Here is a 24,659-nt window from a genome sequence, read left to right on the forward strand (position 1 = left end):
AGGTGGTTAGTTCGGTTCTTTCACACTCCAATCAGGGTCTCATTCTGATACAAACATAGAGATTAGTAAGTATATAAAAAAAATTAATTTGAGTAGGTTGAGACCCAATACTTTATACACGCAAAATCTGTTCAAATGCAATAAGGGCCGCTATTTGCGACCCTTATTTATGTATGAATCATATCCCTGAATTCAGCCAGTTGCTGTCAAATTCAATAGCTTATCACAAGTAAATATCAGTTCGTCTGCTCCTGATCCCACCCCCAGTTTCTTCCTTTATCTACCGCCGGTACTCCCCTGGATAGCCACTCCGGAGCTGGTGCTCCCTTCAGAAAATGATCAAAGAACTGCTGCTCTCTGCGTGATATATCCTTCCTGTTCTGGCGCTGTATCAGGTTATGCGCTTCATTGTTATAATTCAACATCCACACTCGTTTCCCCAGCCTGCGCATCGCTGTAAACAATTCAATCCCCTGGTACCAGGGCACAGCACCGTCTGCATCATTCGCCATGATCGCCAGTGGTGTCGTCACATTCGGTAAATGGAACAAGGGTGAGTTCTCTATATACAACGCCGGTTGTTCCCACAACGTAGCACCAATACGACTTTGACTTCGCTCATACTGGAACTGCCTGTTCATACCACTTTCCCATCTTATACCCCCATACGCACTCGTCATATTCGCTACCGGTGCTCCTGCCCAGGCTGCACTAAACAATTGAGTAGCAGTGATCAGGTAAGATACCTGGTAACCGCCCCAGCTCTGTCCCTGGATACCCATCTTCGTACTATCTGCCCACGGATGCGCTGCCAATGCCCGCGCACCACTCACCACATAATCATACGCACTCTTGCCCGGATGCCCCCGCTCATAATGAATGTCAGGTACCAATACAAGGTAACCCCTGCTTACAAAATAAGAAATGTTCAACCTGGAAGGCGTCGGCGCAGGTGGAATATACCAGTATAATTGCTCTGACAATTTCTCGTAGAAGTACATCAGCACAGGGTAAGACTTCGTACTATCAAAATCTTCCGGCTTATACAAAATACCTTCAGCAGGCTGACCATTGTAGGCCGTCCATTTGAAGAGTGTAGCCGTACCCCAGTTGTACTGCGCCTGTTGCGGATTGAGATGCGTCAGTTGCACAGCACGCGGAATATCACTACCTCCATATATATCAGGAGATTGCTGATAATTTTCTTTCGAATATAAATAGTAATTCGCAGCAGCTGCCTTTACCAGTTTGGTATAATTGAAACCACCCATCACCACCAATTTCAGCTTGCTCTTTGTACTCTCAGTTGTATAATAACCATTCTCTTTTGTACTATCATTGTATGCCTGCAATACCAGCTCCTGGCCTGCCTTCAGGAAGCGTTCGTCTTTTGCCAGTTTGATATAGCGGAATACCACGTGCTGCTGTCTGCCCATACCACCAGTGATCATAACCGGTGCCTGCTTTCCGGATGGATCTACTTTCCATATATCATAACGATCATAGATATACACTGCTGCGTCATGCTCCAGCCATGCTGCAATACCATAACTACCCGGTAGTTCCGGTTGATCATCCTCCTCATCATACATAGGTACAGCAATGCCGGACGTGATATTGCGGGTAATACCGGTAGCCGTTTCGTAAGTAAAATAATGCTTTTGATGCAGGTCATACCAGATCACATATTTTCCATCAGGAGATATGTAAGAAGTACTATCCAGGTCCTTCATGATTAGCTTACGCGATGCATCTGTTACCCGCAACAAATACGAAGTCTTCAACGTACCGCCTGTCCATTGTACAGCTACTCTCTGGTCTTTATCTGTATAAGCGATGGCGTAGTCACTATTCCCTTCATCTGCTACGCTTACATTATCCACATCCTTATCGGCCAGCTGCAAGACTTTTTTATTACCAGGAAAATAGACTGCAAGAAAATTCTTCTGTAAGTCTTTGTCCAGATTTTTCAACTGCATCGGCTGCAGGTAATCATCAAGGTAATTCCACACATCTACTTTCGCTACTTCGAAATCTACAATATTAGTATCCTTTGCAGGTGGAATAGGTGCTGTACCAAAAAATAACCTTTCACCATTCCGGCTAAACCATACTTTTCCATGCTGGCTCACAGACCAGCCGGCGGGGAAGGCTTTGCTCATTTTGTCTGCCACAATGCTGCCTGTATCCTGGCCCGCTGTATAATAATATAATTCATAAAATTGCTGTAACGCTTTTGCACTGTCCCTGGTATTGACCCAGGCTGCCTGTTTGCCTGATTCATCAAAGGCCAGTTGTGTTCTGTTACCTGCACCTCTGCTCAGCGTGTCTGCTTTTCTGGCCGCAACATCCCAGCGCAGTAAAGCATCGTGCGTAGTTGAATCTTTTTTGTCAGCGACCAGTTCTATCAGTAAATAGTTCCCCGTTTTGCTGATTATATAATCCTGCACATTTTTGACGGTGTCCTGCTGTTGCTTGTTGAGAGACACAATGACAAGGTTGCCACTGGTGGTATCCACCTGTTTTTTCTCCAGCAGATAAGCGAGTACACCACTGCCTTTCTCAGGCGTTTTGAAGCTGCGGATTAACCCGGTTTTGTACACGGTATCTGCACCGGGATATAAAATACCCAGTGAGTCTTTGGGCATTTCCGCAGGCTTTTTCTTTTTGATTTTTGCCTGCCTTACGCTGGCAAAAGGGGGTTTGATCGCGAAGACGACAAATTTATTGTCTTCCGTGATCACGGGCGCATTACCGCGCGGTACCGATAACTGTTTCTTTGATTTTGTGTCATAGATCACCAGCGTAGCATCACCTTCCTGTGGTGTAATAGTGTACGCAACTAATTGCCCATTGTTGCTGATGACTTTGGTGCCAATGCTTTGCCAACCATCGTACACACTTTGATCGAGTGGCTTTTTAGCGGGTTGTTGCGCAAAGGAGAGGAGAGAAAAGCCGCAAAGAACGGCGGTAACCATCATTTTTTTCATAAGAACAGCAAAATACTATTTATCGGTGTGCTGAGTCAGGGGAATTTGATGAAAGGCGTGCTTCTGTGTGCAGTTGGCCTAATATTATTTTCTCATTATTGCTGCTTTATGCATGTATACGCAAACATATTTGCATAAATCATCCAAAAAAATGCGGGAATGTGCGGTTTTTTTAGTTGTTTTATGCTGAAGGGAAAAGAACCCATTTATAAGATTTTTTATCAACCAGCTTTAACTATTGAACTTAATTTTTGCATCTGAGCCGTAGTACAGTTGATCGTAAGCTTTAGCACTATGTAGCTACAGGGTATTCATTTACTGAGGTAACCATTTACCATTCAGTTTATTCTGGTTTGTTAAAACTGCGCGATCCCGCGCAGCAGGGAACCTTTTGCCTATTTATTTCTAAAATCATTGCTATGCGAAAATTTGCCGGAATGATGATAGTCCTGCTCCTATCTTCATTATTACAGTCATTTGGCCAGACAGCACCGGTAACAGGTACCGTATTGGCTGAAGACGGAAAAAGCCCGTTAATCGGGGTGACCGTAGTCAACGCAACGACAAAAAAAGGTACACAGACTGATGCCAGCGGTCACTTTTCCATCGCTGCCGAAAAAGGACAGCAACTCGTTTTCTCTTACATCGGCTATGGCATCGTCAGGGTCAATGCCGGTGACGCATCGAGAGTCGTGATGAAACCCAGCAATGGTGAACTCGGCGAAGTCGTTGTCACCGCTATGGACATCAAGCGCAATGCCCGTGAACTTGGTTACTCCGTTCAGCGTGTGAGTGGTGATGAAATTGCAGCTACCCAACGTGAGAATTTCGTGAACGCCCTGCAGGGCAGGGTAGCAGGTGTTACCATCACACCCACCACTGGTCAGGCAGGCTCCGGTTCCTCTATCGTACTCAGAGGCTTCAATTCCCTCTCATTGAGCAACCAGCCACTGTTCGTCGTAGATGGTATCATCGTAGACAACCAGACACTAAATCAAAGCTCCAATGGCGGTGCCGGTATCGGTCTCGTATCCGACATGGCGAACAAAAACAGTGACTATACCAATCGCGCAGCAGATATTAATCCTGCAGATATCGCAAGCATCACTGTACTCAAAGGCCCTGAAGCCACTGCATTGTATGGTAGCCAGGCCAGCTCCGGTGCTATCGTGATCACCACCAAAAGAAGCAAAGGTAAAGGCATACATGTAAGCTATGACAACAGTTTCCGCACACAGAAAATTACCCGTTTTAATAAAGTGACCAATGCCTACAATACCGGTACCGATGGTGTGTATACTTCCATCTTCCAGTCTGGCAGCGGTACTTTCTTTGGGCCTAAATACAGCGATACCACCAAACTGTATGATAACGTACACAACTTTTTCAGAAACGGTTTCACCCAAAGTCACAACCTTGGTGTAGACTTCGGTTTGAAGAATTCCGGCTTCCGTTTCTCTGCATCCTATATCAACCAGGATGGTGTAATCCCTAACAATAATTATAAAAAGCTCAACCTGCGTTTATCTAATACCACCAAAATCGGGAAGTATGTAGAAATCACGCCCAGCTTTTCTGTGATCAATAGTGTGAATAACAAACCGCTCAGAGGTGCCGGCGGTTACCTGCTGGACTTATACCTCTGGCCTACCGATCATGACATTCATGACTGGCAGGATTCCGTAGGTCGCAAAGCTACACTCGTTGCGGGCAACTCTCCGAATGCTGAAGTAGACAACCCGGTATTCAGTGTACAGCGCAACCTGAGCCAGGATAAAAACAACCGCTATATTGCTACCCTCGGTGTTAATATCAATCCTTTTCCATGGTTGTCAGTGGCAGGCCGGTTTGGTTACGATGCCTATCGCACAGATGGCTACATGTTGTATAACCGCGACTCGTACAATGTAACTGCTGCACAGAATGGCGCACTGGAAAACTACTACCTGAAATACTGGAGCTATAACCACACCATCACTGCTACTGCCACCAAAACCTATAAAAAGTTCAACGGCAGAATTATGATCGGTACCATGTGGCAGGACAATGAAACAGGTATGTATGCTGTAAGAGGAACCAACCTCACCGACCCTATGGGCACTGATAGCAGCAATACGGACCCTGCTACCCGTACCCGTTTGCTCAGGAATGCGAAAGGTGCGTACAACATGAGTATCAACAGGAATATCGCCTACTTTGGCGAAGCAGCCATTGGCTACAGCGATCTCGCATTTGTAAGTTTCACACAACGTTTCGAAACCACAAGCATTATGCCTGCTGCCTCCCGTAACTATAATTACCCCGGCATCAGCGCCAGCTTCATTCCAAGTGAAGTAATTCCGGGTATGAAAACCAGTAAAGTGCTGAGCTATTGGAAGATCCGTGCTTCTATGGCAGCTACCGCACGCCTCTCCGATCCATACGCCAACCAGTCCGTTTTTGTAAATAACCTGGCCAGTGGCGGGGGATATGCATATGGTTATACAAATGCTAATCCGAACCTGAAACCTGAAAGACAAAAGACCTATGAAATAGGTACTGAACTGAGAATGTTTGACGGTAGAATCAATGCGGAAGTATCTTACTACAATACATTGGTGAAGGATCAGATTGCACAGGCCTTCCGCGCCAGTTACGCGACCGGGTTTATCCTCAATACCATGAATGCAGCATCTACCCGCAACAAAGGTATCGAGGCCATGATTACCGCTTCGCCCATTCGCAAAACGGACTTTGGATGGGATCTGTCCCTGAATTTTAATAAGATGTACAATAAGGTACTGGCAATTCCACAGGCCCTTACCGAATACTACATCGGCGATACCTGGATCTATGGCAATGCCAGGGGAGGCCTGCTGCGCGGAGGCTCTACTACAACCATCACAGGCTATCACTATTCACGTAACAACAAGGGAAATATCCTCATTAATCCGCTGACAGGTTTGCCTGTAATTGATGCCACCTTCGGAGTGATCGGAGATCGTAACCCGGATTTTACACTAGGTATTAACAATACCCTGCGCTATAAAAAATGGACATTGAGTTTCCTCTGGGACCTGAAAGTAGGCGGCGATGTGTTTGATGCAACAGATATGTACCTGACCGTACAGGGGAAAGGTATCAGGACTGCTGACAGAGAAACACCCCGTGTAATCAAAGGTGTATTGAATGATGGTTTACAGAATACAGAAAAGCCAACTGAAAATAACATCATCGTGACACCTTATCGCCAGCAGGCATATTATACCAATATGCCGGAAGAAGAATTCATTCAGAAAGATGTAAACTGGTTCCGCCTCAGAGACCTCACCATCGGTTATAACTTCGGCAAGTGGAAAGGCATCAGCAACATCGGTGCATTTGCCACCTTCAATGACCTGGTCCTGATCACCAATTACAGAGGGGCAGACCCGGTGAGCAATGGTAACACTTCGGCCAACAAAGGCGTAGGTGGTTTTGGATTTGACTATGGCAACCTGCCTGCTCCGGTGAGTGCCAACTTTGGTTTAAGGGTTTCATTTTAATTAAAAAACTACAGGTATGATTAAGTATAAATTATTGAAATATGCCTGCTTCGGCGCTATCATCTGTGTGCTGGGAACGGGGTGTAAAAAACTGATTGATGATGCCTACACCAATCCGAATGCGGATGTGGAACAACCTATTGAAACACTGTTGCCAAACCTTATTTCTAATATGGTAAACAGCTATACAGCCAATGGTACGAACTATGGTACCGTGGTAGATAACTATTACATAGGACGTTACATACAATACTGGTGCGCAAATGCCAATGGCAATCAATACGATAAAATGGGAGGTGCTACCGGTTCCAGTGATATCATGGGCAACATGTGGGCTGCTCACTATTATGGTATGGGGCAGAACCTGAACAAGGTCGTACAGTGGGGAATTGAACAGAAGAAATGGGATTACGTTGGTGTTGCCTGGGCACTCCGTGCCTGGGGCTGGCTGAGCCTCACAGATCAATATGGAGAAGTTGTATTGAAAGAAGCTTTCAATACAAGCCGTGATCAGTTTGATTACGATTCACAGGCAGAAGTGTATGATACCGTACGTGCCGTTGCTTTTCGTGCACTGACCTATCTGAATATGACGGGTGATAATGTAAGTGCCACCAATCTCGCCAAAGGAGATGCATACCTGTACAACGGAGATGTGAATAAGTGGAAGAAATTTGTATATGGTGTGCTTGCACGTTCTTATAATCATTTGTCTAACAAAGCTGCATACCAGCCGGATTCTGTGATTAAGTATGCGGACCTGGCCATGAGCAGCAATGAGGATAACGCAGTATACAAGGTGCAAAATGCATCTACCAGTGCCACCAAAAACTACTTTGGTCCATTCCGTGCAAACATCGGTTCATTGGTACAGGGCGAATTTATCGCCAATCTCGAAAGTGGCAACAACACTGTATTCCCGGTTGCTGATCCACGTGCTTACTACCTCATTCGCGAAAACTTCAATGGTACGTTCAAAGGTATCAGGCCTAACTACGGAGCTACCGGCAGCACCGGCCTGGATACTGCTGATCTGCCCCGCAACTACTGGGGTGGTCAGTATAGTTCTTCCAAATCACTAAACCCCCGTTACCTCTATGCGGATGATTCTCCATGGCCGGTGATGACTGCTACTGAAATGCAATTCATGAAAGCAGAAGCAGCTTATCGTAAAGGGGATAAAGCCACTGCTTTACTTGCATATACCAATGCTATTTCTCTCAGTATGGATATGATGTACGATTATCCTAACAATATTCCTGCAGGCAAAGCCATGACTGCTACAGCCAAAGCCACGTATATGTCCAATACAAGCGTAGTGCCTGCCAGCGCGGCCAACCTGACCCTTACACAGATCATGCTGCAGAAGTACATTGCGCTCTATTGCTTTGGGGTGAGTGAAACCTGGGTAGACATGCGCCGTTTCCACTACACCGATCAGGATCCTGCTACGGGTGCACAGGTATACGCAGGATGGACACCACTGAGTGCCGCTGATCTGTACCTCAATAACAACCAGAAGCTGGTGTACCGCTGCCGGCCAAGGTATAATTCAGAGTACCTGTACAACATCCCTGCACTGACTGCACTGGGCGCACTGGAGCTGGATTATCACACGAAGGAATGCTGGTTTTCACAACAATAAAAATATTCGATATGCGTCAATTCATAATAGCAGGAATGGCCCTGATGATGGGGATAACAGCCTGTAAAAAAGAATTCACAATACACTCTACCGAGGAAAGTACTACCGGCAAAGCCTATTTGAAAATAGTACATGCGTCTACTAACCTGGATACGTTCAACTTATATGTAGGAGGTACGAAAGTGAATGGTGCAGCCATCACCTACAACGGGATCTATCCTGTATCGGGTGTTAATTCTTATCTCACTATCGATCCGGGTACACAAACCGTCGAACTGTTTAAGCCAGGTACTTTGGTGGGAGACAGCATTAGTTTACGCAGCTTTAGCGACAACTTCGAAGCCGGTAAATACTATACTTTTATTTTGACCAGTGCAGGACAGATCTTTACCGCAGATGCATTTCCTGTACCTGATACCGGTTCGATCGATATCCGCTTTATCCACACGGTATTGAACGATACCACCGGCAAAACAGTAGATCTCATTTCAGCAAAACATGGTGTCATCGCAGCTGGTTTAAACCCAGGTGAATTGAGTGAATTTACCCGGGTGCCATACAGCGTCAATGTAAAGGATACGCTCTATGTGACCCGTTCGGCAGCTGCTGCCACACCGCTGTCGGGGAGAGTCGTATTTGCGACGATGGCACTGACCACGGGCAATATTGCGAACCTTACTGTTCAGCGCAGTTATACCGTTATTTTTAAAGGTAGTATAACTGTGACCTCAGGCACAAAGGCCCGCGGTATGATCGGGTATGTGCATTATTAACAGAAAGCCGCAGCCGGGATCCAGGTGCATTCCGGCTGCGGTTCCCAATAAAAAAGCCTGTATCTCAATGCAGATACAGGCTTCTCTTATTCTCTTTTTTTCTTTATACTGTCCGCGCCACTCTTCGCATCTGCAAAAACACCGAAAGAATAATACACCCCAATCCTGCATAAAACGCCCAACTCAATTGCTTATTCTCGTGAAACAAAATAAAGGCGATGATAATACTATACACCGGCTCCAGGTTAAAAGTCAGGTTTGTCGTAAATGAACTCACCCTCTTCAACGCCGCCATCAGCAACATATACATACACACCGTACATGCCCAGCTCAGCACCAGTAAGTAAATCAGGTCTGTAGCAGAAGGTAAAAGGAAATGCTGGTTCAGCACACCCAGGTACATGGGCATAAACATCGACAACACCAGGAACCCTACCAGCAACTCATAGAACGTAATCGAAGGAGAATCATACTGCGTTAGCAATTGCTTATTGACAATGGTGAACAACGCGGCAAAAATGGAAGAAATAATGCCCATTACAATGCCAGTGTGATATTGTGAATCGAAATGGAAAATCAAGACAATACCTAATAATGTGATCCCGCTCAAAAACAGCTCTCTCACATCAAACCGCCGCCTGCTGATGATCGGGTCCAATACAGCTGTAAACAAACTCGTCAATGAAAAGCAAACGACCCCAATACTCACATTCGAGTACTTGATGCTCCCATAGAAGAACAGCCAGTGCATGGCAATAGCGACACCATTCAGGCCAATAGGAACCAGTTGTCTAAACGACAGTTTCGACAACATACCCTTCCAGCGAAATAAAATAAAAAGAGAAATAACGGTAAATAATAATCGGTACCAGACAAGCAATCCTTCGTTGAGGGAAATCAGTTTTCCCAGGATGCCCGTAAAACCTGCCAGGAAGACTGACAGGTGTAATTGCAGCAAAGGTTTTTTCATTTTATATCAGTCCGCTGCCAAAAAGGCTGTGACAGCGATAATCAGCATGCTCTCTATTGTTCCTGTTCCTGTAACTGTTCTTTCCGCACTCTTCGCTCATACTTCTTAAACAGGCTCTCCCATTGTATCTTAAGTACTCCTAAAACCCCTTCTTTCACAATACCCTTACTCATCTTGGAGTATCCTTCTTTACGATCTATAAAAGTGATCGGCACTTCTTTTACCTTAAAACCCAGTTTCCAGGCAGTGAACTTCATTTCGATCTGGAATGCATATCCAACAAAGCGGATAGCATCCAGGTTGATGGCTTCCAGTACCTCTCTCTTGTAACATACGAACCCTGCTGTAGCGTCTTTTACACGCATCCAGGTCACGAAACGTACGTATACAGAGGCGCCGTAGGAGAGAACAGCCCTATCCCATGGCCAGTTTTCTGTTCTGCCACCTTTTACATAGCGGGAGCCTACGGCTACATCCCCACCTTCTCTTGCACAGGCATTATAAAGCCTTGGCAGGTCCTTTGGATTATGGGAAAAGTCCGCATCCATCTCGAAAATGTAGCGATATCCTCTTTCCAAAGCCCACTTGAACCCATGAATATAGGCAGTACCCAAGCCTTGTTTGCCGCTTCGCTCCGACAGGAAAAGTTCTCCCGGATGTTGCTGCTGCAAGGACTTTACTATATTCCCGGTTCCATCCGGCGACCCGTCGTCAACGATCAGAACGTGAAAGCCTTCCTGCAGTGAGAATACTGCGTCAATGATCTTTCTTATATTATCCTTCTCGTTGTAGGTCGGAATGATGACAAGCTTTTCCAATCAGCTAAGTGTTGTTTTAGGACTGCGAAATTATAATAATCGGGAAATAACTTCCCTATTTTATAAACATTAAATCTTTTTTAACATCATACTGTGGTAGATGTCTGTGAGTTTCTGCTTGGTATTCAATGGAAAATCAGCTTTCATCATCCAGTCATAATATTGAGGCTCAATCTTCAGCACTTCTCTTACAGCCCTGCCTTTGTATTTACCGAAGTTGAAAGTTTCTACGCCGTTCTGCATGATCATGCGGCGGGCAAAGTCCACATATTCTTCTTCTTTGGTAAATTCTGCCAGGTGTTCTACCTCAGCCTGCAATTGTTCGTAACGACCCAGCTGGGCTTCCAGAATTTCGTAAGTAGCGAGCGCATCGGCTTCTGCGCTGTGTGCATTCTCCAGGTTCTTATCGCAGTAGAATTTGTATGCCGCGCTGAGTGTACGCTTTTCCATCAGGTGGAAGATCTTCTGCACGTCGATGAATTTGCGTCCTTTGACGTCGAATTCCAGCCCGGTACGGAGAAATTCTTCTACCAGCAGCGGTATGTCAAAACGGTTCGAGTTATATCCGGCTATATCGCAATTGTCCATGAACTGTCTCAGTTCATTTGCAGCTTGTTTAAAAGTAGGGCAATCCTTCACATCTTCGTCACTGATGCCATGAATGGCTGTGGTAGCTGGAGGGATCGGCATGCCTGGGTTGATGCGTTTGGTTTTGTGCTGAATGCTCTTGTCGGGCATTACTTTAACAATCGCAATCTCGATAATACGGTCTGTGGCCACGTTGGTACCGGTTGTCTCAAGGTCAATAACGGCCAGGGGCCTTTTAAGTTGCAATGATGGCATGACTTATTTTTATAAATACTTTGTGAGCGAAGGTACGTTCATTCCTTCATAATCTCCTGAACTCATCAGGAGGAGGTTGGCATTCTGGTAGTTTTGTGCATCCAGGAACGCCTGCAGGTGCTCTCTGTTATTAAATACCTGGAGATCATTTCTGCCAAATCCCTGGGCAATGCCTTCCGGCAGCAGGTCAGGCATACGTTTGATTTCCAGTGCGTGACGGCTGTAGAATACAGCAGGAATATCTGCCTTGTCCATAGCACCCTGGTACTGCACCATAAAGGCGGCATTCAGGCTGCTGTAAGTATGTAATTCCAGTACAGCAATGAGTGTACGGTCAGGATATTGCTCCTTCAGGGCTTCGATTGTGGCCTTTACCTTGGAAGGTGCATGGGCAAAATCACGGTAAATGGCACAATGATCATTCTTACCTACCAGTTCCAGGCGTTTCGCTGCGCCCTTAAAGGTAGCGATGGCTGATAGAAACGTGGTGTCATCCACTCCTAATTCATTGCAAACCAGCCGGGCAGCGTGCATGTTCAGCAGGTTGTGGTCGCCAAATACTTCCATGGCCTTCGTTTCGCCGCCAAAAGTGACGCTGGTGATACCATTGCTGATCGTATGTGCAGGTACGCCATAAGGCACCAGTTTCAGGTGACCGCCTTCAGCATTCACCAGTTTTACCAGCTCAGGATCCGTATCGTTATAGATCAGGGTGGCACCCTTCTCCATGGTTTTAATGAAGATGACAAACTGCTCCAGGTAAATCTCGTAGGTAGGGAACACATTAATGTGATCCCAGGCAATACCGGTTAAAACGGCAATTTGCGGATGGAGAAAATGGAACTTGGGCCGTTTTTCAATCACAGAGGCTGGATATTCATCCGCTTCCATGACAATAGTAGGCGCATTGGTGATGTTTACTGACTGTGCAAAACCAGCCAGCCGCGCACCTACCAGGTAGTCAAAATCCTTTCCAGCCTGTTGTAACACATGCATAATCATAGCAGTTGTGGTCGTTTTACCATGACTGCCACCTACTGCAACACGTTTTTTCTGCAGACTTTCCTGGTATATATATTCCGGGAACGAGTAGATCTTAAGGTGCAGGTCCCTGGCTTTCAGGAGCTCAGGATTGTCAGCACGGGCGTGCATACCAAGAATAACAGCGTCCAGATCGGGGGTAATGCGGGAATCATCCCACCCCATAGTAGCAGGTAGTATCCCTGCCTGACGAAGGTTGCTGAGAGCTGGCTCGAAAATCTCGTCGTCGCTCCCGGTCACCTGGTAACCTTTCAACTTCAGCGCAATTGCCAGCTGGTGCATCACGCTACCACCTACAGCAATAAAATGTACTTTTGTCATATGCAATAAAACAGTTGCCGGTATTTTTGCGTTATATTTATGTGAAACGGGAAAAAGGACTGATATTATAGATAAAATTTTTAATATAAATTTTATATTTGCAAAGTAACGTCAAAAAATGGCGATTAAAAAAGTGATATCACCTTTCCCTATGAAATTTCATTTACCACTTAAAAATCCCTTTATGCAAGTATCATTCAAAGTTTTGGGCGGCGCAGCGCTTATTTGTATCTTTGCTACTTTATTTACTTCGTGTGCGTCTCAAAACAAATTAGGCTGTCCGATGAAGATAGGCAAGGTGAGCCATGCGACAAACAGCAAGGATTGTTAATGAACTGGATACCTTTAACTACCGAAGATCAGTTACAAACTATCAAGGAAGCATCTGAAACGAAAACCGTCGTTATTTTTAAGCACAGCACCCGCTGTTCCATCAGTGCGGTAGCCAAGTCAAGGCTCGACAGAGCTGAAGCGCCTGAGAATATGACCTTCTATTATCTGGATCTTATCAAGTATCGGAAAATATCAGATGAAATTGCAGCAACTTATGGTGTAGAACATGAATCTCCCCAGGTGTTGCTGATTAAAAATGGAAAGTGTGTGTATGATGAAAGCCATGGAGGCATATTCATGGATGAGCTGGTATCACATGCAAATTAAAGAAATTAGCTTACAGCTATTTATCCAAAGAAATTAGTACCGGCCTGGTGGCCGGTATTTTTTTTATACAGAAGTGCCAGCGAGCCGGGGGGATACTCTCCTGTGTGACACACTTTTTTACCTAGATTTGCAAACATGAAACACCGTATAGTTGTAGCAGTTACCGGGGCCAGTGGGTCCATTTATGCACGTCAGTTGCTGCAGAAGCTCGAAAAAGCGGCTGCACAGACAGAGCAGGTTGCCATAGTAATGACGGAAAATGCCAGAACGGTGTGGGAAACGGAACTGGGTACGGATGATTACAAGGCCCTGCCATTCAAAACCTATACGCAGCAGGATTTTATGGCACCTTTTGCCAGCGGATCCGGCCGATACGACACCATGGTGATCTGCCCCTGCTCTATGGGCACCCTGGGCCGTATAGCTGGTGGTATCAGCAATGACCTCATTACCCGGGCGGCCGATGTGGTGCTGAAAGAACGCCGCAAACTGATCTGTGTAGTGAGAGAGACACCTTATAATCTCGTCCATATCAGGAATATGCTCACCGTGACAGAGGCCGGTGGAATTATCTGCCCGGCCACGCCCTCTTTTTACAGTGTGCCTAAGAATATGGAGGAAGTGGCAGCGACTGTGGTAGACCGTGTTGTGGACCTGATTGGCATACAGCAGGATACTTATAGATGGGGACAAGAATAAATTAGTAATTTGTGCCAATGAAAATAGCAATCATTAATGGCCCTAACCTGAATTTATTAGGGAAAAGAGAGCCGGGTATCTACGGAAGTGAATCTTTTGAAGATTATTTCTTAAAATTGAAGCAGTTATTTGCGGACGTAGAGCTAGAGTATTTTCAGAATAATTCCGAAGGGAATATCATCGATATTTTACATGAGATAGGATTTACCTACGACGGGATCCTGTTGAATGCAGGTGCATATACACATTATTCAATAGCGATCAGGGATGCCATTGCGGCAATTAAGACACCTGTGCTGGAGATCCATATCAGTAATGTACATGCCCGGGAAGAATTCAGGCATAAGTCAGTTATAGCACCTGTGTGCAAAGGAGTGATTGCCGGCCTGGGAATGAAAGGGTACGCGCTCGGTATTAATTATTTCTTATAAGCCTGCCACAGGCCAAAGCGTGCAAAAAGAATCGCCTCAACCGAAGGTTGAGGCGATTCTTTTTTACTAAAATATTGCTTCCTGAATTTCCTGATTCTTGAATGCCTCTCTTGGCTTCAATCCCAGTAATTCAAACATCATATGATCCTCTTCAAATGACGGATTAGCAGTTGTGAGCAACTTCTCTCCCGTAAAGATAGAATTCGCACCCGCCATAAAACACAGCGCCTGCTCAGACATACTCATCTCCGCACGACCCGCACTCAAACGTACCATTGCCTTCGGCATCAAAATACGTGTAGTTGCAATCATGCGAACCATATCCCAGAACTCCACCTTTGGCATATTCTCCAGCGGCGTTCCTTTCACCCTTGTCAAGGCATTGATAGGCACTGAATCCGGATGCACAGGCAAATTGCTCAGCGTATGTACCATTGCAATACGATCTTCATGACTCTCACCAAGACCGATAATACCTCCACAGCATACACTCACACCCGCCTTACGTACATTATCCAACGTCTTCAGACGATCATCATAAGTTCTGGTCGTAATGATCTGCTCATAATACTCACCAGAAGTATCCAGGTTGTGGTTGTAAGCATACAAGCCTGCATCCGCCAGCTTCTGCGCCTGTTCTTCTGTCAGCATACCGAGCGTACAGCATACTTCCATTCCCATTTCATTTACACCTTTCACCATATCAAGTACGCGATCGAAGTCGCGGTTATCACGTACCTCTCTCCATGCAGCTCCCATACAGAAACGGGTAGAACCAGCTTCACGCGCCTTCTGCGCATAAGCCAGTACCGCATCTTTCTGCATCAGGCCATGTACTTTAATATCGGTATTATAGCGCGCTGCCTGAGGGCAGTAAGCACAGTCTTCGGTACAACCACCGGTTTTGATGGAGAGCAAAGTACATACCTGTACTTCTGCCGTATCCTGCGTCTGCCTGTGAACAGATGCCGCACGGAAAACCAGCTCCAGTAAGGGCGTATTGTAGATCTCTTTTATTTCTTCAATAGACCAGTCGTGACGGATCTGCACATCTTGCATAATAATGTAATTTGAGAAGCAAATCTATACATTTAATCTAAACTGCCAAACTAACGGAGTATGAACAGATTAGGTGTCTAAACACTTAAATTAAAGGTATAGGAAGTTTGTTTTTGGTGTGATATTTAATAATGTGTTGTAAATCAACAGGATAGTATTCTCAATATCGTCTTTCTTCACCATTTCTACGGTCGTGTGCATATAGCGCAGCGGTAAGCTGATCAATGCAGATGGTGTACCATCGTTCGCATACGCAAATGCATCGGTATCAGTACCGGTACTACGGCTTACAGCATGCAGCTGATGCGGGATATCATTCTTCTTCGCCGTCTTGATGATCAGGTCACGCAGAATGTTGTGTACCGCAGGACCATAAGTGATGCTTGGACCCGCCCCACACCTGATCTCTCCTTCTATGTTCTTGTTGATCATAGGAGTGGTGGTATCGTGTGTAACGTCTGTAATGATGGCAACATTCGGCTTGATGCGCTTTGCAATCATCTCAGCACCTCTCAGCCCTACTTCTTCCTGTACTGCATTCACGATATACAATCCGAAAGGCAGCTCCTGCTTCTTTTCTTTCAGCATACGTGCTACTTCTGCGATCATAAATCCACCAATACGATTGTCGATCGCACGACATACATAGTAATCATGTGACAGCTCTTCGAAACCGTCTTCGAAAGTGACTACACAACCTACGTGAATACCCAGTTCTTCCACTTCTTTACGGCTACGCGCACCGCAATCCAGGAAGATGTTGTCTACCTTTGGTTGTGGCTCTTTCCCTTCCGTACTACGCATGCGGGTATGAATAGCCGGCCATCCGAACACGGCCTTTACCGGGCCATTTTCTGTATGAATATTTACCCGCTTGGAAGGAGCGATCTGCTGATCGGAACCCCCATTACGGATCACATAGATCAATCCTTCAGGAGAAATGTAATTTACAAACCAGGAAATTTCGTCGGCATGTGCTTCAATCACCACTTTGAACGGTGCTTTGGGATTGATCACTCCCACCGCAGAACCATATGCATCTACAAAGTGTTCATCAATGTAAGGCTTCAGATATTCCAGCCACAGTTTCTGTCCTTCCTTCTCAAAACCAGTAGGGGAGGGATTATTCAGGTAATTCCGCAGGAACGTAAGCGCGTCCTTGCTCAATACGGACTTTTGCTTTTTTGACATGCTGTTAAGGTAATTTATGGGACAAAAGTAATGAAAAGCTATTAGGTGTAAAGACCATAATTACCAGGCAACCACGGCTATATGTAATGCTCAGTTTGTATTTTATGTAGGATGGCTGGGGGCCGGCTTCAAAAATTAAATCTGCGCTACATAATGTAAGAAAGCCGACAACATCACCAGCCCATCCAGTACAAAATAATAATAATAGTCTGACCTGGTGTGAAGGGTATATTTAGTAAGTATGCCTGTAATTGCAATAGGAATGATCAGGTAAAAGGTAACCAGGTCCCTGCTTACCAGGCATGCAAACACAGTTGACAATATCAAAGAACAGAAGTATAACCGCATGAGCGCTGGCTTACTCAGCCAGGTGATCAGCGAACGGATACCTTCCTTCTTATCTGACTCCAGATCCCGGTGATCAAAAAGTATACATAATGCATAAATGATAAAGAACCTGTGCAGGATGTAAAATATAGCCTGTGACGTAAACGGTGTGCCACTCAGAAAGATGGGCAGTACATTCGTGACGTATACCCACACCGCGGTCAGGAAAATAGTTTTACCAATCGCGATTTTGCGTAGCCAGGTGAAAGGTGCAACAGGGATCTTGGGTGCTGAATACAGGAAGGTCAGAAAGGCGGCGCCACTGAGTTCCAGCCAGTAGGCTTTCAGGTCCAGGAAGTAAATCATCGCGCCCAGGGCACCGGCGATTGTGAAGACAAGTTGCAGGTTTTTATGTCTTACTCCCCATTGCAACCGGGGTGAACCAGCATATGCGGCAGGTGTAAGGTACCAGTGAAAATTATAACTGCAGATGGTCGAGAAGAATGCAAACTTATAATAGTCGAAATTGACCGGATGTATATTCAATAAAGTGTTTGTTTGCCATATGAGTAATATGGCACAGAGCGAGACGTATATCGACGAGAATAATAAGAAATTTGTAAATGCCCTGAACATAGTGAGGTGCAATTTACAGGAATAGTTTGCTTTTGCCTACGCGGAAGCAAACTATTCCTGAGCCTGGCCTGCGGTCCGCCTGCATACCCTTTTATATTTACAGTGGGATGTTGCCATGTTTTTTGCGGGGTAGTGTCACTACTTTATTTTCCAGCATCGCATATCCTTTGATCAGCTTGATCCTGGTCTGGTCAGGTTCTATCACTTCGTCTATATATCCTTTTTCCGCGGCCAGGTACGGGTTGGCATAGCGTTCTGTATATTCCGCTACCAGTTCATTCATTCTTGCTTCAGGATCTGGCGCGGTATCAATCTCTTTCTTGTAAATAATTTCAACTGCACCCTTAGGCCCCATTACTGCAATCTCCGCCTGTGGAAATGCAAAGTTGAGATCAGCGCCGATATGCTTGGAATTCATGACACAATAGGCGCCACCGTAAGCTTTACGGGTAGTGACCGTGATCTTTGGCACAGTTGCCTCGCTCAGTGCAAAGAGCAGTTTGGCGCCATTGGTAATGATCCCGTTCCATTCCTGGTCCGTTCCCGGCAGGAACCCGGGCACATCTACCAGTACCAGCAGTGGTATATTAAATGCATCGCAAAAGCGGGTAAAACGGGCCCCCTTTACAGAGGCCTTAATGTCTAACACCCCTGCCAGGTGAGCCGGCTGATTAGCCACAATACCAATACTTCTGCCTGCAATCCGGGCAAAGCCTACAATAATATTTTCTGCATAGTTGGCATGTACTTCAAAGAAACTTTCCGGGTCTGTCAACTCGGCAATCACTTCCTTCATGTCATAAGGTTGGTTGCTGTTCGCCGGAATAATGGTATTCAGCGTTTTCCTTTGTTCATCCGCAGGTGTATAGGGGTACCTGGGCGCATCTTCTTCACAGTTCTGAGGTACATACGTGAGCAACTGCCGGATGTTTTGAATGCATTCCACCTCATTGGCGCAGCTAAAGTGCGTAACCCCGCTTTTGGAGGCATGTGTATGTGCACCACCCAGTTCCTCAGACGTCACTTCTTCATGCGTGACTGTTTTTACCACATTCGGTCCTGTTACAAACATGTAGGAGGTTTGTTCCACCATCAGGATAAAATCAGTAATAGCAGGGGAGTAGACTGCACCACCTGCGCAGGGGCCCATAATAGCAGAGATCTGTGGTATCACGCCGGAGGCCCGGGTATTGCGGTAAAAGATATCAGCATACCCGCCCAGGCTGACCACCCCTTCCTGTATACGTGCTCCTCCGCTATCATTCAAACCGATGACGGGTGCACCGTTCTGCATAGCCAGGTCCATGATCTTGCAGATCTTGCGGGCATGGGGCTCAGAAAGACTTCCGCCGTAGACGGTAAAGTCCTGCGAAAAAACATAGACAAGACGGTCATTGATAGTGCCAAAACCGGTGACTACGCCATCCCCCGGATATTGTTCCTGGTCGGCCGTCATTCCACGGTTACGGTTATGTACAAACATATCCAGTTCCTCAAAAGAACCTTCATCCATGAGTAATTGTAATCTTTCACGAGCAGTCAGTTTTCCTTTCTTGTGCTGCGAGGCGATGCGGGCTTCGCCGCCGCCGAGCATAGCTTCGGCTATTCTGTTTTGGAGTTCCGTGGTCTTATCCATTGTATCAAGGTGTTAAATAACGCGCGAACATTAAATATCGGGGAAAAAAACATAAAAAAACGCTTTTGCCATCGGCAAAAGCGTTTTTTTAAAAAGGTATATAACAATAATTAAATTAATTGTAGCGCACCTGCAGTTTAGGTGTCACGATGGTATCACTTCTATTGCCCGCATCATCCACAATAAATACCAGGTAGTGTACACTATCTTTGTCAACCGGGTTGGTACCAATCTGGGGGAAGTCCGTATCGATCAGGTGAAGGACTACTTCGGCTGTTACTTTTGAACCTTTGTGGGCATCGAGACCGGGCATCGGGCGGGATTCAAAAGCAGTATCTGTAGGCGCAACATCGTAAATAGCTGCGAAATTGAACGTGTTTTCAATGTCCCCATCTCCGTCAGATACGTCAAATGTCACGTCCATTCCGGTATTGGCAAAGACAGGGGAAGAAGAATAAGATTTAAAAGCGATCACCGGTTTTGTACCCAATGAATCCTTCTTACAGGCGCCAACCGCCAGTAAGGAGAAAAGGGATAAAAAAGCTATTTTCTTCATATAACAAACCTACATTATTTTTTTAACTCTATCTATTTTAACTCTTTCTGATAAACGAATTACCCATGCTGACATTCAGCCCTTTTGTGGCCCCCCGGGCAAAACGTCTGCTCATCCAACTGTCTTCCGGACAGGTCGCCAGCGCGCCTGCATCCTAATAACGTTGAATTCGTATTTTTTGTTACGTCTTTACCCCTAACTTTGTACGGTTTTACTAATCAGTGTTTATGAGCGGCATTTCTACAGCAGCAATATTTTCTTCAGACGGGTCGGACCTGGAAGCATTGTCCCTTGAGACCTTTCGTTTTCAGTATCGTGAAAATGTATTATATCGTGCTTATACAGATGCCCTGCGCATTCAGCCGGACAAAGTCCGTTCCCTGGCGCAGATTCCTTTTCTACCTATTCAGTTCTTCAAAACTCACCAGGTTACCTGTGGCAATTTTACGCCTCAGCTGGTCTTTGAAAGCAGTGGTACCACCCAGACGATCAATAGCCGTCACCTGGTAAAAGAAGCTGCTGTCTATGAAGAAAGTTTCCTGACTGCTTTTGAACGTTTTTATGGTCCTGTGACGGACTTTGTAATAGTGGGGTTATTGCCTTCCTACCTGGAAAGACAACATTCTTCCCTCGTTTATATGGTGCAGGACATGGTACAGCGGAGTGGTCATCCGGCCAGTGGCTTTTACCTGTACGAGCACGACAAACTTTATCACCAGCTGCTGGAACTGGAAGCACGTGGCCAGAAAACACTGCTGATCGGGGTGACTTTCGGCCTGCTGGATTTCGCAGAGCAATATGCCCTGGAGCTCAGGCATACCATTGTGATGGAAACCGGTGGCATGAAGGGCAGGAGAGAAGAATGGACACGCAACCAGGTACATGACTTCCTGAAGGAAAGACTGGGTTGCGCCCAGATCCATGCAGAGTACGGTATGACCGAGTTGCTCTCCCAGGCATACAGTTACGGACAGGGCTTATTTAACACCCCACCCTGGATGAAGGTACTGGTCAGGGACGAAAACGACCCATTCCAGCTTTACATGGAAAAAGCTGCCGGTGTAATCAACGTAGTTGACCTCGCTAATGTATATTCCTGTTCCTTCATTGCCACTGAGGACATAGGTCGGTTACATGAGCACGGTACTTTCGAAGTATTAGGCAGACTTGATAATTCAGCGTTAAGAGGATGTAGTCTGATGGTAAGTTAAGTCGTGATTAACTGCGCTTTTTTCAATATCGTTATTATTCCTTGTGTGGTGAGTTCCTGCATGTATGGGAAACTCTCATGGTCCATTCCAAATTTTTTCATCAGGTACCGGTCTATTTGATTGATTGAGGGATGTTGTGATGCTGATTGTACGAGAAACTCCTTAAAATCCTGCAATTCATGGTCTGGTAGTAAGGTTAAGGCAACTTTCTGCTGTGTAGGCGATGAGCCGGTATACTCCAGAATTTCCAATACCTGCTTGCACATGTAAGGCGAGAAAATATCTTCATTGGCTGGCAGAAAGTCCAGGCAAAAATACTCTACAATAAAGTCTTCAAAAATACCCGCACTCAGTTGGTCGTCGTCGAGGCTGTACCAGAGCGCCCATTCCTTAAATTCTTCCAGTGTAATTCTTTCTGCCAGTAAGGCGTTGAGATGGTGGATCAGGCCTTTGCGCGTAGGAGTAGTGTCCGCATCATAATTGATGTGAGTAACAATTTCTGTGTAAAAATCTTCATTCATTTCCCTGGCAATGGTTGTTAGCAGACACGTAACATCAGTATTCTCGATCCTGGATAACTGCAAAACATCTGCAGTCGATAAGATGATTTCAGTTCGTGTCCTTGTACCCTGTAACCATGATTTGATCAGGGAGATAAAGTATGTACTTGTTATGAAATGCGTACGTCTTTTCATACTCACTTTTAGGGCTGATTTTACAGACCCGGCATAGGTTAAACTGCTGTAAGGTATTTAAAATAAAGTGAAGCAAAAAGTTAAAGAATTGATATAACATCAACTTCATATTCACCGGTCAATATTACCGGTAAACCCACATGGCGACCTCACCCGGTTTTGTAAATTTCAAACAGGATTAATTGAACAAAGTGTAAACCTATTCCAGGATCAGACCAGCCCGACGCTTCTTTGGAGATATTCCGCCTATAACCCGCAGATAACCCGCCTATAACCCGCAGATATTCCGCATCTATAAAGAGGCGGGTTATCTGCGGGTTATTAGCCTATTATATACCGGTTATTTACAGGACAGCTGCATCTTTAAAATATTTACAATAGTTTTTATCACAGTGAAATCTGCGCTGTTATTGTAGGATTACTAGAATGAGGGAAGCTGCTACAACCTCGTCAATACAAGAAAATCATTCATTAACATATATTGTATTTAATTATATTGTATCTTCGTCTTACCTGAGAATGCAATAAGCCAATAAACCTTATCGGGGTGCAGCAATTGGAAGTACGACCATTTGCCTGCGTTCCAGCCTATGAAAATGAATCATTCCATGCTCCAGTACTTCGGGCATAGTATGTTGTTGGCTTTATATCATTTTATTTAAAAAATATCCTATGTTAAAGCCTGTATTTGCAAGAATACGGGTGATGCACCGCTATATCTATATGGCGCGTGTGTTGATCCGTATTTTGTGTATGCTGACAGTGAACGTTTTTCTATTCCAGGTTGCCGGTGCGCAAGTAATTGCACTGACTAATCCTTCGATGGAAGGGAATATTGGAAGGGACAGTGTACCCACTGGCTGGGTAGCGGCCTCTAATACGCCTGATGTGTTGCCTGGACCACTCAACATTTTTAAGCGACCCTCAGATGGTAAAGCTTATGCCGGCCTGCATAGCGGTCCTGGTTATCGGGAGGGACTGGCCCAGAAGCTGGTATCTCCGCTGGAGAAGGGGTTGGCATATGCTATTTCGGTGGACCTTGCGTATTCGCCAAAATACCTGCAGGCGGCCTGTTATGGTCATCTTACCATTTATGGAGGAAATAGTCCCAAAGATACAGCACAGCGGCTGTGGTCTTCCGGGCCCTTTACTGATACAACCTGGAAGCGTTATTATGCCATACTTGAGCCTGCTGTAGATTATAAATACATTTCAATCTGGGCAGATCCATCGCTACCCTGCAGTTTAAGTAATTACGGCGCAGCTGTCCTGATTGATAATTTTTCCAATATACGTCAGGTGATTAAAATGAGTTTATCGGCTATACCAAGTTGTAATAATGCCAGCACGGGAACGGTACAGGTCACCCCCGTTGATTATCACACTAGTTATACTTACCGCTGGACACCAGGTAATTATACCACATCTCGCGTAGATCACCTGCCACCTGGTGAATACACAGTAGAAGTCACTGCCGCTAATGGTGCAACAGGCAGTGGTACGATTACTGTGGGTGTATCCAGTCTCGCCAGTACACTCTCTACGATTCCGAATATATGTGCAGGAAAAAGCAATGCTGAAATTCATATAGACGTTACAGGTGGTATACCTCCCTATTCATTTGTACTGGACGACAGTATACAGGTGAACGAACCTGTATTTTACGGATTAAGAGAAGGCAGGCACCGGGTGTATGTAAGGGATGCACAGGTTTGTACTGATACGTTGACCGCATTGTTGTACGATCCGGCACCGCTTGCGCTGGAACAGGCAATAATAAAACCCTGCAGTTGTAGTGAAATGCAGGATGGGAAAGTAGATTTACAAATTACCGGGGGAACACCTCCATATAAATATCGGATTGAAAGCGGGCCGTGGCAAACAGATAGTACATTTCAACCATTAAAATCAGGCCACTATATTTATGAAGTAGCAGATATGAACGGTTGTAATATAGCCGGTAACGTTAGTATGACTTCTCCATTTCAGAATTGTACGGTTGTACTACCTACGGCATTCAGTCCGAACGGAGATGGAAACAATGATGTATTCAGGCCGAAGCTTTTTGCTCCGGTCACCAACTATGATATGAGTGTATATAACAGGTGGGGTGGATTAGTATTTCATTCCCGCGATCCACAGGCAGGTTGGGATGGCACTGTGAAGGGAGTGTTACTTGATCCGCAGGTTTTTGTCTACATCTGTACATTCTACGACAGCAATAATGATCACAAAGCACTTAATGGTTCAGTGTTGCTGTTCCGCTAGTATGTAGCAGTTCGCGGATATTAGCATTCAGATTTGCAAAGAGGAAAGGCTTGTTTATATATGCTGCTGCACCTTTCTCCAGGGCAAGGGTGATCTCTTCCCTGGCAGATCTGGCGCTCAGGATAATAACGGGTATATTCCGGAGTTTTTCATGTGCCTGAAATGCTTCCAGCAGCTGATACCCGTTTAATACAGGCATATAAATATCACTGATCACCAGGTTGGGTAAATGTGCTGTGGCAAGTTGGATACCTTCCTGGCCGTTAGCGGCAGTGATCACCTGGTAATGATGTAATTCCAACAGGCTTTGTAACGTGTCTCTTAAGCCTGTTTTATCTTCAATTAATAAGATAGTATATTGCATA

General features: G+C 45.4%; 20 protein-coding genes. 8 read left to right on the forward strand and 12 right to left on the reverse strand.

The window, feature by feature from the left end; genetic code table 11:
* Window positions 1–236: 236 nt before the first annotated feature.
* A complete protein-coding gene (locus ABDW33_RS00930) occupies window positions 237–2,990 on the reverse strand; it encodes a prolyl oligopeptidase family serine peptidase (protein ID WP_343688186.1) in 2,754 nt (917 codons plus the stop codon).
* 419 nt (window positions 2,991–3,409) lie between these two features.
* On the opposite strand from ABDW33_RS00930, the gene ABDW33_RS00935 reads away from it, so the two are divergent.
* Genes ABDW33_RS00935 through ABDW33_RS00945 form a run of 3 tightly spaced genes read left to right on the forward strand, consistent with a single transcriptional unit; the run spans window position 3,410 to window position 8,932 of the window.
* Entirely contained in the window at window positions 3,410–6,514 is a 3,105-nt protein-coding gene (locus ABDW33_RS00935; protein WP_343688187.1) for a SusC/RagA family TonB-linked outer membrane protein, read from the forward strand.
* 16 nt (window positions 6,515–6,530) lie between these two features.
* Window positions 6,531–8,159 carry a SusD/RagB family nutrient-binding outer membrane lipoprotein gene (locus ABDW33_RS00940; protein ID WP_343688188.1) on the forward strand — a complete coding sequence of 543 codons (1,629 nt, stop codon included), beginning with the start codon at window positions 6,531–6,533 and terminating at the stop codon, window positions 8,157–8,159.
* Between the two features lie 11 nt (window positions 8,160–8,170).
* Window positions 8,171–8,932 (forward strand): DUF4397 domain-containing protein, encoded by a 762-nt coding sequence (locus tag ABDW33_RS00945; protein WP_343688189.1) that lies wholly within the window; start codon window positions 8,171–8,173, stop codon window positions 8,930–8,932.
* A 103-nt stretch (window positions 8,933–9,035) separates the two neighbouring features.
* Here the strand turns inward: ABDW33_RS00945 and ABDW33_RS00950 are convergent, their stop codons facing one another.
* The 4 genes from ABDW33_RS00950 to ABDW33_RS00965 form a co-directional block, all read right to left on the reverse strand.
* Window positions 9,036–9,902, reverse strand: a complete 867-nt coding sequence (locus ABDW33_RS00950) for a DMT family transporter (RefSeq protein ID WP_343688190.1) — start codon at window positions 9,900–9,902, stop codon at window positions 9,036–9,038.
* 53 nt (window positions 9,903–9,955) lie between these two features.
* On the reverse strand, window positions 9,956–10,720 hold the full coding sequence (locus ABDW33_RS00955; protein ID WP_343688191.1) for a polyprenol monophosphomannose synthase: 765 nt from the start codon (window positions 10,718–10,720) through the stop codon (window positions 9,956–9,958).
* A 69-nt stretch (window positions 10,721–10,789) separates the two neighbouring features.
* Entirely contained in the window at window positions 10,790–11,563 is a 774-nt protein-coding gene (locus tag ABDW33_RS00960) for a 3'-5' exonuclease (RefSeq protein WP_343688192.1), read from the reverse strand.
* A 9-nt stretch (window positions 11,564–11,572) separates the two neighbouring features.
* Window positions 11,573–12,925, reverse strand: a complete 1,353-nt coding sequence (locus tag ABDW33_RS00965; protein WP_343688193.1) for a Mur ligase family protein — start codon at window positions 12,923–12,925, stop codon at window positions 11,573–11,575.
* A 330-nt stretch (window positions 12,926–13,255) separates the two neighbouring features.
* Between ABDW33_RS00965 and ytxJ the strand changes: the two genes are divergently transcribed.
* The 3 genes from ytxJ (at window position 13,256) to aroQ (ending at window position 14,715) form a co-directional block, all read left to right on the forward strand.
* On the forward strand, window positions 13,256–13,585 hold the full coding sequence (gene ytxJ, locus ABDW33_RS00970; RefSeq protein ID WP_343688194.1) for a bacillithiol system redox-active protein YtxJ: 330 nt from the start codon (window positions 13,256–13,258) through the stop codon (window positions 13,583–13,585).
* Window positions 13,586–13,720: 135 nt separating this feature from the next.
* Window positions 13,721–14,284: a UbiX family flavin prenyltransferase gene (locus ABDW33_RS00975; RefSeq protein WP_343688195.1), complete on the forward strand. Its 564-nt coding sequence runs from the start codon at window positions 13,721–13,723 to the stop codon at window positions 14,282–14,284.
* A 17-nt stretch (window positions 14,285–14,301) separates the two neighbouring features.
* Window positions 14,302–14,715 carry a type II 3-dehydroquinate dehydratase gene (gene aroQ, locus ABDW33_RS00980; protein WP_343688196.1) on the forward strand — a complete coding sequence of 138 codons (414 nt, stop codon included), beginning with the start codon at window positions 14,302–14,304 and terminating at the stop codon, window positions 14,713–14,715.
* A 66-nt stretch (window positions 14,716–14,781) separates the two neighbouring features.
* On the opposite strand, the gene bioB is transcribed toward aroQ, so the two are convergent.
* The 5 genes from bioB to ABDW33_RS01005 form a co-directional block, all read right to left on the reverse strand.
* Window positions 14,782–15,774: a biotin synthase BioB gene (bioB, locus tag ABDW33_RS00985; protein WP_343688197.1), complete on the reverse strand. Its 993-nt coding sequence runs from the start codon at window positions 15,772–15,774 to the stop codon at window positions 14,782–14,784.
* A gap of 90 nt (window positions 15,775–15,864) precedes the next feature.
* Window positions 15,865–16,965 (reverse strand): M42 family metallopeptidase, encoded by a 1,101-nt coding sequence (locus tag ABDW33_RS00990; protein ID WP_343688198.1) that lies wholly within the window; start codon window positions 16,963–16,965, stop codon window positions 15,865–15,867.
* Window positions 16,966–17,100: 135 nt separating this feature from the next.
* Complete coding sequence (locus ABDW33_RS00995) at window positions 17,101–17,928, reverse strand: UbiA family prenyltransferase (RefSeq protein WP_343688199.1); 828 nt, start codon at window positions 17,926–17,928, stop codon at window positions 17,101–17,103.
* A gap of 97 nt (window positions 17,929–18,025) precedes the next feature.
* A complete protein-coding gene (locus ABDW33_RS01000; protein WP_343688200.1) occupies window positions 18,026–19,564 on the reverse strand; it encodes an acyl-CoA carboxylase subunit beta in 1,539 nt (512 codons plus the stop codon).
* Window positions 19,565–19,679: 115 nt separating this feature from the next.
* The gene (locus ABDW33_RS01005) at window positions 19,680–20,120 is read right to left on the reverse strand and encodes a hypothetical protein (protein ID WP_343688201.1); all 441 of its coding nucleotides are present in this window, start codon (window positions 20,118–20,120) and stop codon (window positions 19,680–19,682) included.
* 227 nt (window positions 20,121–20,347) lie between these two features.
* Here ABDW33_RS01005 and ABDW33_RS01010 point away from each other — a divergent pair, with 227 nt between their 5' ends.
* On the forward strand, window positions 20,348–21,331 hold the full coding sequence (locus ABDW33_RS01010; RefSeq protein WP_343688202.1) for an acyl transferase: 984 nt from the start codon (window positions 20,348–20,350) through the stop codon (window positions 21,329–21,331).
* Here ABDW33_RS01010 and ABDW33_RS01015 read toward each other — a convergent pair.
* The gene (locus ABDW33_RS01015) at window positions 21,328–22,026 is read right to left on the reverse strand and encodes a hypothetical protein (protein WP_343688203.1); all 699 of its coding nucleotides are present in this window, start codon (window positions 22,024–22,026) and stop codon (window positions 21,328–21,330) included. The genes ABDW33_RS01010 and ABDW33_RS01015 overlap by 4 nt on opposite strands.
* Before the next feature lie 672 nt (window positions 22,027–22,698).
* Between ABDW33_RS01015 and ABDW33_RS01020 the strand changes: the two genes are divergently transcribed.
* Window positions 22,699–24,294: a gliding motility-associated C-terminal domain-containing protein gene (locus ABDW33_RS01020; RefSeq protein WP_343688204.1), complete on the forward strand. Its 1,596-nt coding sequence runs from the start codon at window positions 22,699–22,701 to the stop codon at window positions 24,292–24,294.
* Here ABDW33_RS01020 and ABDW33_RS01025 read toward each other — a convergent pair.
* On the reverse strand, window positions 24,266–24,658 hold the full coding sequence (locus ABDW33_RS01025) for a response regulator (protein WP_343688205.1): 393 nt from the start codon (window positions 24,656–24,658) through the stop codon (window positions 24,266–24,268). The two genes, ABDW33_RS01020 and ABDW33_RS01025, sit on opposite strands and share 29 nt — an antisense overlap.
* Window position 24,659 lies beyond the last annotated feature (1 nt).

It is taken from the genome of Chitinophaga sp. (genome assembly GCF_039596155.1).
Lineage (GTDB): Bacteria > Bacteroidota > Bacteroidia > Chitinophagales > Chitinophagaceae > Chitinophaga.